The sequence below is a fragment of the Cohaesibacter gelatinilyticus genome (assembly GCF_900215605.1).
GTDB classification, from domain to species: domain Bacteria; phylum Pseudomonadota; class Alphaproteobacteria; order Rhizobiales; family Cohaesibacteraceae; genus Cohaesibacter; species Cohaesibacter gelatinilyticus.
Genome location: NZ_OBEL01000001.1, coordinates 1,412,588 through 1,428,573, shown reverse-complemented (window position 1 = coordinate 1,428,573; position 15,986 = coordinate 1,412,588). Strand labels below are relative to the sequence as shown.

Sequence of the window (15,986 nt, the reverse complement as noted above, 5' to 3'; positions counted from 1 at the left end):
GCTATCGCTGTGCATATGGGTGTGATGCTGTAAATCTCGCATTTTTCACTAGGAATCTCGGTGGTTTTTGGGTAGACAGCAAGCATCTGAACTCCCTTGATCCACGTAATGAGGATATACCATGACCGCTATCATCGACATCTTGGGTCGCGAGATCCTGGACAGCCGCGGCAATCCAACCGTAGAAGTTGACGTTATTCTGGAAGACGGCTCTTTTGGCCGTGCTGCCGTTCCATCTGGCGCTTCTACTGGTGCTCACGAAGCTGTTGAGCTGCGCGATGGTGAAGAGCGTTATCTGGGCAAGGGCGTCCGTAAAGCTGTTGAAGCTGTCAATGACGATCTTTTCGACGCTCTGATTGGTCTGGAAGCTGAAAATCAGATCCAGATTGACGAAGCGATGCATGATCTCGACGGTACCGACAACAAAGGGCGTCTTGGTGCAAATGCGATCCTTGGCGTATCCATGGCAGTTGCAAAGGCTGCAGCAAATGCCGCTGGTCTTCCGCTATATCGTTATGTTGGCGGCACCAATGCTCGTACCCTGCCGGTTCCAATGATGAACATCATCAATGGTGGTGAGCATGCGGACAACCCGATCGATGTACAGGAATTCATGATCATGCCTGTGGGCGCCGAAACTATGGCAGATGCTGTTCGTATGGGCGCGGAGGTGTTCCACACCCTCAAGAAGGGTCTGCAGAAAGCTGGTCACAACACCAATGTTGGCGATGAAGGTGGTTTTGCTCCAAACATCGAATCCACGGAAGCTGCTCTGGATTTCATCATGGAATCCATCGAAGAGGCTGGCTACAAGGCTGGCGAAGATATCTATCTTGCTCTTGATTGCGCTTCCACTGAATTCTTCTCTGATGGCAAGTATCACTTGAAAGGTGAGGGCAAAGAGCTGGATAGCGCTGGCATGTCCGACTATCTGGCTGCACTCGTTGATAAATATCCAATCATCTCCATCGAAGATGGCATGGCAGAAGATGACTGGGACGGTTGGAAGTTGCTGACCGAGAAGGTTGGTGATCGTTGTCAGCTGGTCGGTGATGATCTGTTCGTAACCAACTCTGCTCGTCTGCGCGATGGCATCAATATGGGCGCTGCAAACTCAATTCTCGTGAAAGTGAACCAGATCGGTTCCCTGACCGAAACTTTGGATGCTGTTGAGACAGCTCATAAAGCTGCTTATACCGCTGTTATGTCTCACCGTTCTGGTGAAACCGAAGACGCGACCATTGCCGATTTGGCCGTTGCGACCAATTGCGGCCAGATCAAAACCGGCTCCTTGGCTCGTTCCGACCGGTTGGCAAAATACAATCAGCTGATCCGCATTGAAGAAGAGCTCGGCCCAATGGCAATCTATGCTGGTCGCTCCATTCTGAAAAAGCGCGACTAGCCTTTCATTCATACCCTTGGTATTTGAGTGATCTGATAAACTAAAGATCCGGCACTTCGTTCGAGTGCCGGATTTTTTTGCCCGACGAATCTCTTTTGAGAGGGGCCGATCGAGAGATATTTCCACTTGCTTAGCGCTGCGATGCATGCGACATGACAAGTCCCACCTGCAATTTCGATTGCCCTTATTTCTCATTTTCATGAGCGATGTGATGACATCCTATCTCGTCAAACTGACGCGGCTGAGCCTTTCTACATTTTGGGAACTTATCAAGATCATGCTTCCCATCATGATTATGCTTCGTGTTGCTGAAAGTATGGGCTGGATTGATTTACTTGTTCCATGGTTTGAACCAGCAATGTCGTATGTAAATTTACCTGCTGAGGCGGCGTTGATTTTCATTACATCGGCTTTGATGGGGGTATATGGCGCGATTGCTGCCTTTCCGGTTTTGATTGGTCACGAAGTAACCGCCGCTCAAATTACATCAATCTGTATGTTCATTCTGATTACGCATGCCCTGCCAATTGAACAGGCCATTGTTCGTAAGGCAGGAGCTAGTTTTTGGGGCACTGTCATCTTGCGTCTTGCCGTTGGAATTTTGGCGTGCTGGCTGATTGATCTGATCGCAAAAACAACCGGCTATTTGAATGAGCCTCAATCAATTGAGCATTTCAAATATCTTGGCCAGCCTGATGTTGGACATCTGGAATGGGCAATGACCAGTTTGCAGGGATTGGGCTTTCTCTTTATTATTCTTGTCGCACTTTTGGTTGGATTGGATCTTCTTGATTGGTTGAATGTCACCAAATGGATCAACAAGTTGCTGGCTCCATTGCTGAAGATTTCCGGGCTTGATCCATCTGTTACGCCAATCACGACAACCGGGATTCTGCTGGGGCTTTCCTATGGGGGCGGACTGATCATTGCCCGCGCCAATGATGGATCCATTTCCAAGGAAGCCAGATTCTACTCGCTTTGCTGGTTATCGCTTTGTCATAGTTTGATTGAAGATACTGCAATCATGGTCGCTGTGGGTGGAGATGTCTGGATGCTTCTATTCGGCCGCCTGGTTTTGACGTTCCTTGTTATCCGATTGCTGATGTTGTGGTTTGACAAGAATCCATTCCGCCGCAATCGGATGCTCGAAGCCTGATGAGTTCGCGTCCTAAAATTGCTCTTGTTCAGGTATGACGTAAGTTTTTCAGATTATTTGGAACTTATTACATCGGCTCATTCTTGGTGGTGAGTTGGTCGTTTCTCCGAGTTATGGCGCTTGTTTGGCCAACCAAATTTTTGGTTGCTCAGATTATGTCGTTTAATGAACCGATTGAACGATAAAGACTGCTATCCGCTCATTAAGGTGAGTGGAGTTGCTGTATCGATTTCTCATGAAAATTTCAAAAGAACTCTGAGTCTTGCTTCAACTGCAAACGAAGGACATTTTTTGTTTCGTATGCAATGAAAATATATCATTTCATTTTATATGAAATTTAACATCAAGTGTCGGAGCGAGTTTTGAGGAGATGCAGATGTCTAACCGCGTTGTGTTTAACACGACGTAAATAGATTTGGTCTTTCCCATATATGATTGATGCTGTGGCCAAGAGGGCTGATCTGCGAAGCCTGAGTGATGTTGTTTTGATCGATGCAACAAGACGAAGGTTGCCTCAGGCAACGATATCTGCGAGGGCAAATATATGCTCGATCGCCGTAAGATCTTGGTCTTCAGAGTTTTGTGATCTAATGGGAGCTAGCCTGGATTATTGTGCCCATCGCGCCTTTGGCTGGGTTAGCGTTCCCAGCGAACCAATTGCTGTTGCACGTTGCATCCCGCCAGGTTGAGCACGCGCGCTGCATTCTGCAAGGCAATTTCTTCAATTGTCTGCGGTTTCAGGTAATAAGCCGGGACCGGTGGTGCAATGATGCCGCCCATTTGGGTTACCTGCTGCATGGATTGAAGATGACCGGAATGAAGTGGGCTCTCTCGCACTGCCAGAACGAGCGGCCGGCGTTCTTTCAGCATCACATCAGCAGCGCGGATTGAGAGCCTGTCGGTTTGTCCATAGGCAATTGCGGATAGTGTTCTGATGGAGCAGGGCAAAATGATCATGGCATCCAGGGCATTTGAGCCACTGGCGATGGATGCTGCAAGATCCTGTTCCTCATTGACCTTCTCTGAAAGATATGGGATTTCGGAGACTTCTTCCGGTTCGAGTTCCAATTCCAAGGTGCGTTGTCCGCCTTCAGTAACGATCAGGTGGCTTTCAGTGTTCGGTAAATCTGCCAAAATGCGCAAGGCAGACAAAGCAAGAATTGATCCGGAGGCGCCGGAGATGACAATGCCGATTTTTCTTATTTGCGTCATTGCTTTGTCTCCTGATTGAGCTCTGCCATGAGTTGATCAATCTTATTAACAGTCCGTTCGTCCATCGCCAATTCTTCACCCCATTCCCGATCTGTCTCGCTGCCAATCTTGTCAGTCGCATCAATGCCCAGTTTGCCACCCAGACCTTCTTTGGGTGAGGCGAAGTCGAGATAATCTATGGGAGTGTCGTGAATGGTGACGAGGTCGCGTGAAGGATCTGACTTGGTTGCCACGGCCCACATGATGTCTTGCCAGTTTCTGGCGTGGATGTGCTTATCGACCACGATGATCAGCTTGGTATAGTTGAATTGCGGCAGCATCGACCAAAGCCCCATCATGATGCGCCGTGCCTGTCCGGGATAGCGCTTGTCGATGGAAATGACAGCGATGCGATAGCTTGATGCTTCTGGTGGAAGCCAGCAATCGACGACTTCCGGGAAGGTTTGTTTCACCAGAGGCAGGAAGACATCATTCAAGGCTTCAGACAACACCGCAGGTTCATCTGGCGCTCGGCCGGTAAAAGTGGAGAGATAGATCGGGTTCTTGCGGTGCGTAATGGCTGTAATGGTGAGAACGGGAAAGGGCTCTACACTATTATAGTAGCCTGTGTGATCGCCATAGGGACCTTCGGGCAGAGTGTCTTGCGCACTCACAGTTCCTTCGATAATCATCTCGGCATTGGCCGGGACCAAAATGTCCTGGCTAACAGCCTTGGTGAGCTCAGTGGGTTTGCCGCGATAGAGACCCGCGAACTGAGATTCCGAAAGCGTTTCCGGGACCGGTGTCACTGCGCTCAGAATGGTTGCAGGATCAGAGCCAATCGCGATGGCAATAGGCATGGCACACCCTTTGCCACCGTTCAGCTTTTGCCATTGTCTATGATGCGCCGCGCCGCCTCGATGGGCCAGCCAACGCATGATGGCTTTGTCTTTGCCCACAGTTTGAATGCGGTAGATGCCCCAATTATAGGATTTTATGGCCTGTTTACTGCAGCCTGCTTCGCTGCTGCCACCTTCTTTTTCGAGTGCATTTGGCGGGCGGGTAATGACGATAGGCCAAGTGATCAGTGGGGCAGGTTCTCCCGGCCAGCAGCCTTGTATGGGCCATTGTTCAAGATCGAGATTGTCCCCAGTCAGAACAACCTCCTGACAGGATGCCTTGCGGCTAACTTTGCCACGAAGAGAGCTTGCAGCCTTCAGCAAGGATGTAGCGCTTTGAACGAGCTCAGACCGTGCTGGTGGAGAAGGTTGGCGAAGAAAGGCGAGGAATTCTCCGAAGTCTTCCAGTTCGGAAGGTTCACAACCGAGGCCCCATGCTACACGTTCGACGGTTCCAAACAGATTGAGCAGGACTGGAACCTTGCTTGGCTTGCCATTGGCCAGAATTGGATTGGTTAGCAAGAGAGCGGGGCCCTTTTGCTCCAGAAACCGTCTCTGCAATTCGGTTGCTTCCAGATGCATCGAGACGGGTTCCTCAATGACCTTCAGGGCATTGCGCTTTTGGCAATAGTCCAAAAACTCTCGCAAGCAGGTAAAAACTGGTTTGGTGCGCGAATACATATTCGCCCTCGGTTTTACGGGTGATGCAACCTGGCTCTTCCAATGTATCCGTGATGAAGAAGAACTTCATGATAGGAAGGCTTCGAAGAAGGTTGCCCTAATTTGGGCAAGTTTCTCACTGCGGCGAGTTTTCGTCTTTGACTGGGATCAAGTGCAAAGTATAAGTTTTTTCAGTATGTTAAAATCCTGTTGGTCGCTTGCTAGGCTGGCTTTTTCTGGCTTTTCTGACCAAACAATAGACGTTGATAGAGTAAGCCGATCCCAATCAGAACCACGCCAAGACCGATAAAGGACAATGCACGCAGTACGCCTTCCAGTTGAGCCGTATCGAGAACAAAGATCTTTAATACCGCAAGAATTATCAGTGCTGCAGAGATTTTTCGATAGAGGAAATTTTGACGGAAAATTCCAACAACGAGTAACAGTATACCACTGAACAACCATGCTGCCGAGTAAGAATAGAATTCACCGTCGGGAATGCCGTCTGTCAGGAGTAGATTATCGCCTTGCCAAGCATGACGAACCGTCAAATTGAGCCATAAAAACAAAAATAACCCAGCAACGCTTTTTGTGATGATCGTGAAATGGATCGGCCTGTTCAGAGTTTGAGATTCTCTTGCCAACCAAGCCGTTAACAGGCCAGGTAGCAAATAGCCTAAATTGACGAGGTTAAAGATATGACCCTCGCCAACGGATTGCGACGATAAGGCGGGATTGTATCTGATTGCAAGTAGGATAACCATCATGACGAGGCCAATGATGGCCAGGCAAAGGCTCCCTTGTCTCATAATCAAGTTGGACATACGAGAAGATATTCGACCATAACCAATCGAGAGGCTGAGTGCCATCATGCTTTGTATGGCGACTTCGGCAAGACCTGTCGTGGTGATGAAAATAGCGCCGTCATTCATTGTGTGTCGGACCTGAAAACCGACCAATGCAGCAACGGCAACCATAGATAATGCATCAAGGACTTGAGTGGGCCATGATGGAGCATTTTTCATGCGCAAATAGGATGCACTGACATAGAAACAAAGAGCTGGAGTGCCATACCCCCAAAGAAGCCAGTTGAAAATGGGTGTCCTGCCAACGTCGGTACCAACGATCAATGGATCGAGGAAAAGTCTGATGCCGACTATGAGTGCCAATAGGGCTGCAAATGGGCCAATTTGCCAGATTTTGAGACGATGGGCAGTGAAAGCTGCTCCAAGTGTGGTGAAAGCCAGGGCAACAGTAAGCCAGCCCTTCTCCATTGCGATTGTCAGACCAAGTGCGCCACTGCTTAGTGCGGCGATGATATATATCGCGGTGATCAATCTGCGCCCGGCTGCTCCTTGTAGCAATTCACGCGATATCCATGAAAAGATTAGGCCCAGTCCGATAGCTACGATGGCAAAAGGCATTGAGGTTTCGAAACGGGTCAGGATCAGATAAACGGCAATCAGAGTAACTACTGGCAGAATTGTCCCTGCCAGAGCCCAACCCGTTGCTGTTCTGGTTGCATATGGTAAGAGCCTGGGAATGGCAATTTTTGCAACCCCTCCAAAAAGAGCTGCAACGCTGATTGCCTTGAGGATCAGTGCCATGCGCTGTTCGGAATAGATCTGCAGAATGAATACATCCGCTATCCGTTCCAGATTACTTGCTTGTTCAATTATATCCGGGCCTGCGAGGATCGCGAGAAAACCAAGCAAACCTGCCGATCCCAACAAACTGTTTGCGGCGGACCATTGCCAAACCAGACCAAGCTGTAACAAGACCAATGTGGTTATCATTGCTTGCAGCGCCAGATCATTCGGAGCACTGGCGTAATGCGCAAAAGCTAATGCAGATAGCGCTGCAAAAGTAGCAAATGCCATCCAATCCTGGCCTTGATCGTTTTTATTTTCGTTCAATGTTGGGTGGAGAGACCAAAAAAGGGCTGCCGAGAATATCAAGCCCAACGCTATCAGGTAAAGCGCATGACTGACAGTTTCATGGCCATATTCGCCGAGCAGAGTGAGCAGCGCCCAACCGAGTGTTGCGATGATCACGCTTCTCATGAGCCATAACCAGAGGCGAATGCGAGCCAGGATGATGACGGGAATGGAGATGGCTATCAGATAAAAATAGAGTGAGGGAATATCGCCACTGCCGGTGGAAGCTAGTATTGGGGTTGCATACGCACCGAGAAAGCCAGCACCTGCGAGAAACGGGCCATGTAGTAAAGATGTGATGAGGGATAATGCAGAGATTGCTGCCATGACAGCGAAGGCCGTACCTGCGCCAATAAAACCATATAGAGCAAATGCTGCATAGGCTACACCGTAAAGGGCCACAATGCCGGCGGATGTAAGAATGGGCGGTATGGATGCTGCCTCAAGACCAGAGATTGGCGAGGCTAGCTCCTTGCGTCGGAAAAATTCTCCTGCACCCATGAGGATAAAGCCCAAAATAGCAGCCAAGGTTAGTCTTACCGTTGGGCCAAAGAAACCTGCTTCCAATGAATACCGAATAAGGAAAACACCACCAAGCGCGAGTGCCACTCCACCAACCCACACGGCCCAGCGTGTACCGATCTTTTCTTCTATTGAAGGAGTGGAGGGTGAGAGTACCAGTTCATCTTGGTTTGTTGGCTCCGTATCGATTGCTGTTGTCGCTTCATGAGAGGATTGGATGATGCTTTGCGAGGTTTGTGCTGCCAAAATCTGGTTGTCTTCATGGCTATGAGCTGGTTGGTGACTTGTTGCTACTTGCTCTTTTTGGTCGGACTGACCTTGTCTCTGAGGAACAGTCGCCTCCTGGTTAGAGGGAATGGGTTGCTCATCAGTTGTTTTTTGATGCTGAGCGGAAACCAATGATTTAATCTTCTCTTTGTGTAGCTGAGTTTCCTTTTGCAGTGAATCAAGCTGCGTGGAAAGGTAGTCAACCTTTCGCCAGGCAATGATCGAGATCACGATAGGACCGAAAACAACACCGAGGGCGATTAGCCCAATGAGAACCAAACCTGAATCCATATCGCAGAACCAATATATTGAATATCTGTGCTTGCCAGTTTTGAGTTAGGGGGAAGCATAGGTCAAGAGTGGTGTTCAGATCCAGCACAGTAAATTACCCGGGATGCAGATCGACGAAAATGATTGGATCAAACAGATGGAGGGTGTTGTCAGATATTGAGATGGGGATTGGCATCCAATTATATACCGGTTTCAAATATGCGGAATATGCGTGATTGACCGCGAGTATTTGGAATTTACACCTGCTATTTTTTTGTCAATCAATCATTAACTTGTTGTTTTTGTTAATAATTCATATACCAAAAAAATCACCCTTTTTTATATTCGGAAAGCCTTTGTTAACGCTGTGAGGGCTAAATAGGTCCTGAACCGGGGCGGATTTGGTTTTGCGTACCACCCTGGTAGCCGAAAGTGTAGGGTGTACGGCATGGCAACTCGCCAAAGAAAAAATTCTGCATTGCGCCAGATGGTGCTACCATTTCTCTTTCTTCTGCTGATTGGCTATTTCGTCTTTCATTCGCTGAATGGCGGCTATGGCGCCTATGCGCTTGCGGACATGAAATTGAAGGTTGATGTGCTGGAAGCTGATTTGCTGGCTCTGCGTCAGGAGCGAGAAGTGCAAGAGCATCGCATTGCTCTTTTCCGTCGGGAGACACTTGATCCTGATATGATGGATGAGCGGGCGCGTCTTTATGTGAATATGGCTCATCCTGATGAGATGGTTATATTTAATAATTAACTTGAAATAAGTTTATTTTTTATAATGAACTTAATTTCAGTTAATATGAATTTCCTGTAATTTTTCCATAATTTAGGTAAGTATTGCTGCCATTTTCAATGTTTGCAGGGTTTGGGAATCTGCTTTATTCTCTCACCCACGGGAAACGCTTGAAGGGGGCACATATATATGCCAGCATCCGCATCTGGAGGCGCAAAGAAAAGCGCCGATAAAGGGGGCGCTCGCTCCGCAATCAATCGCACAATTGTAGAATTCGATAAGGATCAGGAACTTCACGCTTATCGTGAAATGTTGCTCATTCGCCGTTTCGAGGAAAAGGCCGGCCAGATGTATGGCATGGGCCTGATTGGCGGTTTCTGTCACCTTTATATTGGTCAGGAGGCTGTTGTCGTTGGTATGCAGATGGCCTCCAAAGAAGGGGATCAGGTTGTTACCTCCTATCGTGACCATGGGCATATGCTGGTATGCGGAATGGAGCCAAAGGGTGTGATGGCCGAATTGACCGGTCGTCGTGGCGGTTATTCGAAGGGTAAAGGCGGCTCCATGCACATGTTCAGCCGCGAGAAAAACTTCTTCGGTGGCCATGGTATTGTAGGTGCTCAGGTTTCCATCGGTACCGGTCTTGCTTTCGCCAACCACTATCGCGGTAATGACAATGTCTCCATGATTTATTTCGGCGATGGTGCGTCCAATCAGGGACAGGTTTACGAGAGCTTCAATATGGCCAAGCTCTGGCACCTGCCAGCAATCTATATCATCGAAAATAACAAGTATGGTATGGGAACCTCGATTGAGCGTTCATCATCCAATACCGATCTTTCCGAACGCGGCGCTTCCTTCGGCATTCCAGGTGAGCAAGTCGATGGTATGGATGTTCGCGCTGTGATGGCTGCTGCCGAGCGTGCCATTCAATGGGCTCGTGAAGGCAAGGGCCCTTACATCCTTGAAATGCTGACTTATCGCTATCGTGGTCACTCCATGTCTGACCCTGCGAAATATCGTTCCAAGGATGAAGTGCAGAAGATGCGCAATGATCACGATCCCATCGAACAGGTTCGTCAGCGTCTTGTTGACGCTGGTATGGCGTCCGAGGCCGATTTGAAATCCATCGACAAAGAGATCCGCGCCATCGTTTCCGAGGCTGCTGAGTTCGCGCAAACCGATCCGGAGCCAGAAGAATCTGAACTTTGGACCGACATTACCATTGAAGAAGATCTCTAAGGCGAAATTGAGAAGGACATAAGACATGCCAATTCAAGTTTTGATGCCAGCTCTTTCGCCAACCATGGAAGAGGGCAATCTGGCCAAATGGGTCAAGCAAGAAGGTGATGAGGTCGCGATTGGTGACGTAATCGCGGAGATTGAAACCGATAAAGCCACAATGGAAGTGGAATCTGTCGAGGAAGGTACTCTCGGCAAGATTCTGATCGCCGAAGGCACCGAAGGCGTAAAGGTCAACAGCCTGATTGCGTTGATCCTGGAAGAAGGCGAAGACGCTTCTGCTTTGGACGATGCTGCGACTGCAGCTCCTGCAGCAACAGCCGCTGATAGCGCACCTGCGGTAGAAGCACCAGCTGCAGCTCCGGTTCCAGCTGCACCTGTGACTTTGGAAGATGTTCAGGAAGAGCCTGAAATTCCAGAAGGCACTCCAATGAAGAGTACCACCGTTCGAGAAGCACTTCGTGATGCGATGGCAGAAGAAATGCGCAAGGACGACCGCGTCTTTGTGATGGGTGAGGAAGTTGCTCAATATCAGGGTGCTTATAAAATCACCCAGGGCATGCTGGACGAGTTTGGTGCCAAGCGCGTGATCGATACTCCGATTACCGAACATGGCTTTACTGGTCTTGCTGCTGGTGCTGCGATGGCTGGCCTTCGCCCGATTGTCGAGTTCATGACATTCAACTTTGCCATGCAGGCGATTGACCACATCATCAACTCTTCTGCCAAGACACTTTATATGTCTGGCGGCCAGATCACCAACCCGATCGTGTTCCGTGGCGCCAATGGTGCAGCGGCTCGTGTGGCAGCTCAGCACAGTCAGGACTATTCTGCTTGGTACAGTCAGGTGCCAGGTCTGATCGTTATGCAGCCATATAGTGCAGCGGATGCCAAAGGCATGCTGAAAGCAGCGATCCGGTCTGACAATCCAGTTGTCTTCCTTGAGAACGAAATTCTCTATGGCCAAAGCTTCGATGTTCCGGATATCGATGATCATATCGTGCCGATTGGTAAGGCCCGCATTGCGCGCAAGGGTGATGATGTGACCATCATTTCCTTCGGTATCGGCATGACTTATGCCTTGCAGGCTGCTGAAGAGCTGGCCAAGGAAGGCATCAATGCCGAGGTCATCGATTTGCGTACCTTGCGTCCTTTGGACATGGATACCGTTCTGCGCTCTGTCATCAAGACCGGTCGCTGTGTGACCGTGGAAGAAGGGTGGCCACAATGCTCCATTTCTTCCGAGCTTGGTTTCCGCATCATGGAACATGCGTTTGATTATCTGGACGCACCAGTAGCTCGTGTGACCGGCAAAGATGTGCCGATGCCGTATGCTGCAAATCTCGAAAAGCTGGCTCTGCCAAATGTTGGCGAAGTGATTGCTGCGGCCAAAGCGGTTACCTATAGCGCCTAAGGAGAAAGAAAATGCCCATCTCTATTACGATGCCTGCCCTTTCTCCGACCATGGAAAGTGGCAATCTGGCCAAATGGCTGGTGAAAGAAGGTGACGAGGTTACCGCCGGCGATGTGATCGCTGAGATTGAGACCGACAAGGCGACCATGGAAGTGGAAGCTGTTGATGAAGGCACCATTGGCAAGATCCTGATTGCTGAAGGTACAGAAGCGGTGCCGGTCAATGAAGTGATTGCCATTCTTCTGGAAGAAGGCGAAGACGCATCTGCCGCTGACGCTGCTCCGGCGGCGGCACCGGCTCCTGTAGCCAAGGCGGAAGAAGCTCCAAAGGCTGATGCTGCTCCTGCTGCAAATGGTGCAGATGTCTCTGCTGGTCCTGTAGCAACCTCTGCTGCCGGTGATCGCATCTTCTCTTCACCGCTGGCTCGTCGCCTTGCGAAGCTGAATGATCTGGATCTCTCCAAGATCACTGGCACCGGTCCAAAAGGCCGCATTGTGAAGCGCGATGTGGATGCTGCAATTTCTTCCGGTACCGCTTCTGCAAGTGCACCAGCGGCTCAGGCCGCAGCTTCTGCTTCTGCAACTGCACCATCTGCGCCTGCTGCTGCAACTGCACCATCTGCTCCGTCTGATGATGCCATCAAGGCGCTTTATGAAGATGGCACCTATGAGGAAATGGCTCATTCCGGTATGCGCAAGGTTATCGCCAAGCGTTTGCAGGAATCCAAGCAGACTGTTCCTCATTTCTATCTGAGTGTGGATGTGAAACTGGATGCTCTGTTGGCTCTGCGCTCGCAGGTCAATGGTCAAGCCCCGGCTGATGAAAATGGCAAGCCAACCTACAAGTTGTCCGTCAACGACTTCATCATCAAGGGCATGGCTCTCGCGCTTCAGAAAGTGCCGATGGCCAATGCAACATGGACTGAAGGCTCTCGCCTGATTCATAAGCATTCCGACGTTGGTGTGGCGGTTGCCATTCCTGATGGCCTGTTCACTCCAGTTATCCGCAAGGCCGAGCAGAAGTCTCTGTCTGCCATCTCCGGCGAGATGAAAGACATGGCTGGTCGTGCTCGTGACAAAAAACTGGCTCCGGAAGAATATCAGGGTGGTACAACTGCGGTTTCCAACCTCGGTATGTTCGGCATCAAGAACTTCTCGGCTGTGATCAACCCACCACATGGCACCATTCTGGCTGTCGGTGCGGGTGAAAAGCGTCCGGTTGTTGATGGTGATGAGCTGAAAGTAGCGACCGTGATGTCAGTGACCTTGTCCTGCGATCACCGTGTGGTTGATGGTGCATTGGGTGCTGAGCTTCTGGCTGCCTTCAAGGGCTATCTGGAAAGCCCAATGGGCATGCTGGTTTAAGTTTCAGCAAAAAAGGCAAATCTCCAAGGGCGACCAGCCCTTGGAGGGCAATATTATCTTAGCGGCGACCATTTGCCAGCTGCTGGGATTGGGGGAGTTGTCTCAGTTTTAGCATGGAGGCGATTCCGAAAACCGGGCCTGCAACCAGCGGGGTGAAGGCCCATTGCCAGCCAACAAGGTCGATCCAATGTGGCATGAGTTGTACAGAGACAAGAGCGAGGGTGAAGCCGATGGCTGTTTGCATGGTCAGCATCGTGCCTCTGTGCTCTGGTTTGGACAATTCACCAACGGATGTCGAGAATTGAGCGCTATCGGGGGAGACAGTTGCACCCCAGAACAGAGCGATCAGGCTGACAAGAACAATCGATCCGCCGAAGGCTGGACCTATGATCAAGCAGCAGAATCCCGACATGGCAAGCACGGCACTGGTCATAACCGTACGGCCAACGCGGTCTGCGATCATTCCACCAAGAACGGAGCCGGGCATGCCGGCCGCAATGGAGAAGAAGGCCATCAGGGACGCCCAGCTTTGGGCATTTTCCAGACCGGCAGCTTCAAAGCTGGCACCAAGGAAGATGCCAATCCAGGCCCACATGGCATAGACCTCCCACATATGGCCGAAATAGCCAAAATTAGCGAGGCGAATGGGCTTGTTCGTCCAAGCCTGAAAAGCCAGACCCATTTGGAATTTTGGCGATTTGGCATAGTTCGGGCCGATGGCAACCAAAAGAACAGTAAGGCCGCCGAGGCCAGAAATCCAGCTGGTTGCAGAGAGCACCGCGCGCCAGTCTACATTTCCCCAAAAGGCGAGGAGATGGGGGGCCGCAGAGCCGATCATCAGCGAGCCAACAAGTGCTCCAACCAGAAGACCTGCATCTTTGCCCGCCCAGCTCATGGCGATTTTCATCCCAACGGGATAGACCCCAGCTATGACTGCGCCGGTAAGCAAACGCAAGAAAACGGACAGGCTGGTGCCTGGTTCTACATAAATGAATGCGTAGTTTGCGGCGGCACCGGTCAGCGCGCAAATGGCGTAAAGCAGGCGCGGGTCGGTTCGATCAGCCAGGCCAAGTGCGGCGCTGATCAGGCAGCCGACGACAAAACCAGCTTGAACCATGGACGAAAGCAACGCGATGTCGCTGCCGGAGAGATTGAATTCTTGAGCAAGGCTTGGAGCAACGGCGGAAGCTGAGAACCAAAGAGAAAGGACAGCCACCTGACTAAGGCAAAGCAGGATCAGGGATCGGGGCTTGATTGATGTGATCGATGCGAACGACATTGGCTGGTTTACCTGAAAGTTATGAATCTCGAAGTGAGATTGCAACCAAGAAATTGAAGACGGGCAGGGGCAAGTTGGCTTCTTGTACCGGCTTTTTGGAAAGAAACAAGAGAACTTGGGTTGAAACGGCCCTAACGGAATTGACAGGCAATATAAAGGGATCTGGGATATGGCACAAAGTGAATTTGATGTGATCGTTGTGGGCTCTGGCCCTGGGGGCTATGTGACTGCGATCCGCGCTTCACAATTGGGTTTCAAGACCGCGATTGTCGAAAAAGGTGATCTAGGCGGCATTTGTCTGAATTGGGGTTGTATCCCGACCAAGGCCCTGCTGCGCTCAGCGGAGATCTTTCACTATATGAACCACGCTTCTGACTATGGCCTCTCTGTCAAAGACCCAAGCTTCGATCTCAAGGCCGTTGTTGCCCGTTCCCGTGGTGTTTCCAAGCAGCTGAATACCGGAGTTGGCTTCCTGCTCAAGAAGAACAAGGTCACCGTAATCAAAGGTACTGCAGAACTGGCAGGCAAGGGAAGCCTGACTGTGAAGGGTGATGATGCTGGTGCATATCAAGCCAAGCATATCATTCTGGCAACCGGTGCGCGCCCTCGCGTATTGCCGGGTCTGGAGCCTGATGGCAAACATATCTGGACCTACTTTGAAGCGCTCAATCCGGATAAGATGCCAAAATCTCTTTTGGTGGTTGGATCAGGTGCCATCGGCATCGAATTTGCCAGCTTCTACAAAACCATGGGCGCGGATGTGACCGTTGTTGAGCTGGTACCTCAGATATTGCCTGCCGAGGATAAAGAAATTGCAGCGCTTGCTCGAAAGCGTCTTGAGAAGCAAGGCATCAAAATTCTTACCGAAGCCAAGGTAACCGGTGTAGCCAAAGGTTCAGGCAATGTGGTTGCTACGATTGAGAAAAAAGGTGGCAAGACTGAAACGATGAAGGCGGATCGTATCATTTCCGCCGTTGGTGTTGTCGGTAATGTCGAAAATCTGGGTCTTGAGAAGTTGGGTGTAAAAACTGATCGTGGCTGTGTTGTCGTTGATGGTTATGGTCGTACCAATATTCCGGGTATTTACGCTATTGGTGATGTCGCGGGTCCTCCGATGCTGGCTCATAAGGCAGAGCATGAAGGCGTGATATGCGTTGAAAAGATCAAGGGTCTTCCAAATGTTCATGCCATGGATAAGAACAAGATTCCTGGCTGTACCTATTGTCACCCTCAGATTGCATCTGTCGGTCTGACAGAGGATCAGGCAAAAGCAGCTGGTCATGAAATTCGTGTGGGTCGCTTCCCGTTCATTGGGAATGGAAAGGCGATTGCACTTGGCGAGCCAGATGGTTTGATCAAAACGATCTTTGACAACAAGACCGGCCAGTTGTTGGGTGCTCATCTCATCGGCGCTGAGGTAACAGAGCTTGTTCAGGGCTTTGCTATTGCCATGAATCTGGAAACAACAGAGGAAGAATTGATCCATACGATCTTCCCGCATCCAACACTCTCTGAAATGATCCATGAAAGTGTGATGGACGCTTATGATCGTGTGATCCATACTTAATTTGCGCTCCATGATGTCATGCTTCTGATTGCATACATTCTGATCGGCAGCGCCTCACATGCAATGGATGTTTGTGA

General features: G+C 50.1%; 11 protein-coding genes. 7 read left to right on the top strand and 4 right to left on the bottom strand.

Annotated features, from left to right (window positions below; genetic code table 11):
* The first annotated feature begins 121 nt into the window (after positions 1-121).
* A complete protein-coding gene (eno, locus tag CRO57_RS06385; RefSeq protein WP_097152480.1) occupies positions 122-1,402 on the top strand; it encodes a phosphopyruvate hydratase in 1,281 nt (426 codons plus the stop codon).
* 211 nt (positions 1,403-1,613) lie between these two features.
* Complete coding sequence (locus CRO57_RS06380; protein ID WP_141401196.1) at positions 1,614-2,558, top strand: hypothetical protein; 945 nt, start codon at positions 1,614-1,616, stop codon at positions 2,556-2,558.
* Between the two features lie 636 nt (positions 2,559-3,194).
* Here CRO57_RS06380 and CRO57_RS06375 read toward each other — a convergent pair.
* The 3 genes from CRO57_RS06375 to CRO57_RS06365 all read right to left on the bottom strand — a co-directional run bounded on the left by CRO57_RS06375 (position 3,195) and on the right by CRO57_RS06365 (position 8,325).
* Positions 3,195-3,770 carry a UbiX family flavin prenyltransferase gene (locus CRO57_RS06375; RefSeq protein WP_097152478.1) on the bottom strand — a complete coding sequence of 192 codons (576 nt, stop codon included), beginning with the start codon at positions 3,768-3,770 and terminating at the stop codon, positions 3,195-3,197.
* Positions 3,767-5,329: a UbiD family decarboxylase gene (locus CRO57_RS06370; RefSeq protein WP_097152477.1), complete on the bottom strand. Its 1,563-nt coding sequence runs from the start codon at positions 5,327-5,329 to the stop codon at positions 3,767-3,769. Before CRO57_RS06370 ends, CRO57_RS06375 begins: the two co-directional genes overlap by 4 nt.
* 200 nt (positions 5,330-5,529) lie before the next feature.
* Positions 5,530-8,325, bottom strand: coding sequence for a DUF2339 domain-containing protein (locus tag CRO57_RS06365; RefSeq protein ID WP_097152476.1), 2,796 nt, complete (start codon positions 8,323-8,325; stop codon positions 5,530-5,532).
* Between the two features lie 427 nt (positions 8,326-8,752).
* On the opposite strand from CRO57_RS06365, the gene CRO57_RS06360 reads away from it, so the two are divergent.
* The 4 genes from CRO57_RS06360 to CRO57_RS06345 all read left to right on the top strand — a co-directional run bounded on the left by CRO57_RS06360 (position 8,753) and on the right by CRO57_RS06345 (position 13,063).
* On the top strand, positions 8,753-9,064 hold the full coding sequence (locus tag CRO57_RS06360; RefSeq protein ID WP_097152475.1) for an FtsB family cell division protein: 312 nt from the start codon (positions 8,753-8,755) through the stop codon (positions 9,062-9,064).
* A gap of 168 nt (positions 9,065-9,232) precedes the next feature.
* Positions 9,233-10,285, top strand: a complete 1,053-nt coding sequence (gene pdhA, locus CRO57_RS06355) for a pyruvate dehydrogenase (acetyl-transferring) E1 component subunit alpha (RefSeq protein WP_097152474.1) — start codon at positions 9,233-9,235, stop codon at positions 10,283-10,285.
* A gap of 25 nt (positions 10,286-10,310) precedes the next feature.
* A complete protein-coding gene (locus CRO57_RS06350) occupies positions 10,311-11,699 on the top strand; it encodes a pyruvate dehydrogenase complex E1 component subunit beta (RefSeq protein ID WP_097152473.1) in 1,389 nt (462 codons plus the stop codon).
* An 11-nt stretch (positions 11,700-11,710) separates the two neighbouring features.
* Positions 11,711-13,063 (top strand): pyruvate dehydrogenase complex dihydrolipoamide acetyltransferase, encoded by a 1,353-nt coding sequence (locus tag CRO57_RS06345; protein WP_097152472.1) that lies wholly within the window; start codon positions 11,711-11,713, stop codon positions 13,061-13,063.
* Between the two features lie 58 nt (positions 13,064-13,121).
* On the opposite strand, the gene CRO57_RS06340 is transcribed toward CRO57_RS06345, so the two are convergent.
* On the bottom strand, positions 13,122-14,342 hold the full coding sequence (locus CRO57_RS06340) for an MFS transporter (protein ID WP_097152471.1): 1,221 nt from the start codon (positions 14,340-14,342) through the stop codon (positions 13,122-13,124).
* A 169-nt stretch (positions 14,343-14,511) separates the two neighbouring features.
* On the opposite strand from CRO57_RS06340, the gene lpdA reads away from it, so the two are divergent.
* Positions 14,512-15,909: a dihydrolipoyl dehydrogenase gene (lpdA, locus tag CRO57_RS06335; protein ID WP_097152470.1), complete on the top strand. Its 1,398-nt coding sequence runs from the start codon at positions 14,512-14,514 to the stop codon at positions 15,907-15,909.
* Positions 15,910-15,986: the final 77 nt, after the last annotated feature.

What these genes read in the sequence shown, in the direction of transcription:
- CRO57_RS06380 (WP_141401196.1), top strand. Translation starts at nt 1,614, where the DNA reads ATGACATCCTATCTCGTCAAACTGACGCGGCTGAGCCTTTCTACATTT.
- CRO57_RS06365 (WP_097152476.1), bottom strand. Translation starts at nt 8,325, where the DNA reads ATGGATTCAGGTTTGGTTCTCATTGGGCTAATCGCCCTCGGTGTTGTT.
- pdhA (WP_097152474.1), top strand. Translation starts at nt 9,233, where the DNA reads ATGCCAGCATCCGCATCTGGAGGCGCAAAGAAAAGCGCCGATAAAGGG.
- CRO57_RS06370 (WP_097152477.1), bottom strand. Translation starts at nt 5,329, where the DNA reads ATGTATTCGCGCACCAAACCAGTTTTTACCTGCTTGCGAGAGTTTTTG.
- eno (WP_097152480.1), top strand. Translation starts at nt 122, where the DNA reads ATGACCGCTATCATCGACATCTTGGGTCGCGAGATCCTGGACAGCCGC.
- CRO57_RS06360 (WP_097152475.1), top strand. Translation starts at nt 8,753, where the DNA reads ATGGCAACTCGCCAAAGAAAAAATTCTGCATTGCGCCAGATGGTGCTA.
- CRO57_RS06375 (WP_097152478.1), bottom strand. Translation starts at nt 3,770, where the DNA reads ATGACGCAAATAAGAAAAATCGGCATTGTCATCTCCGGCGCCTCCGGA.
- CRO57_RS06345 (WP_097152472.1), top strand. Translation starts at nt 11,711, where the DNA reads ATGCCCATCTCTATTACGATGCCTGCCCTTTCTCCGACCATGGAAAGT.
- lpdA (WP_097152470.1), top strand. Translation starts at nt 14,512, where the DNA reads ATGGCACAAAGTGAATTTGATGTGATCGTTGTGGGCTCTGGCCCTGGG.
- CRO57_RS06340 (WP_097152471.1), bottom strand. Translation starts at nt 14,342, where the DNA reads ATGTCGTTCGCATCGATCACATCAATCAAGCCCCGATCCCTGATCCTG.
- CRO57_RS06350 (WP_097152473.1), top strand. Translation starts at nt 10,311, where the DNA reads ATGCCAATTCAAGTTTTGATGCCAGCTCTTTCGCCAACCATGGAAGAG.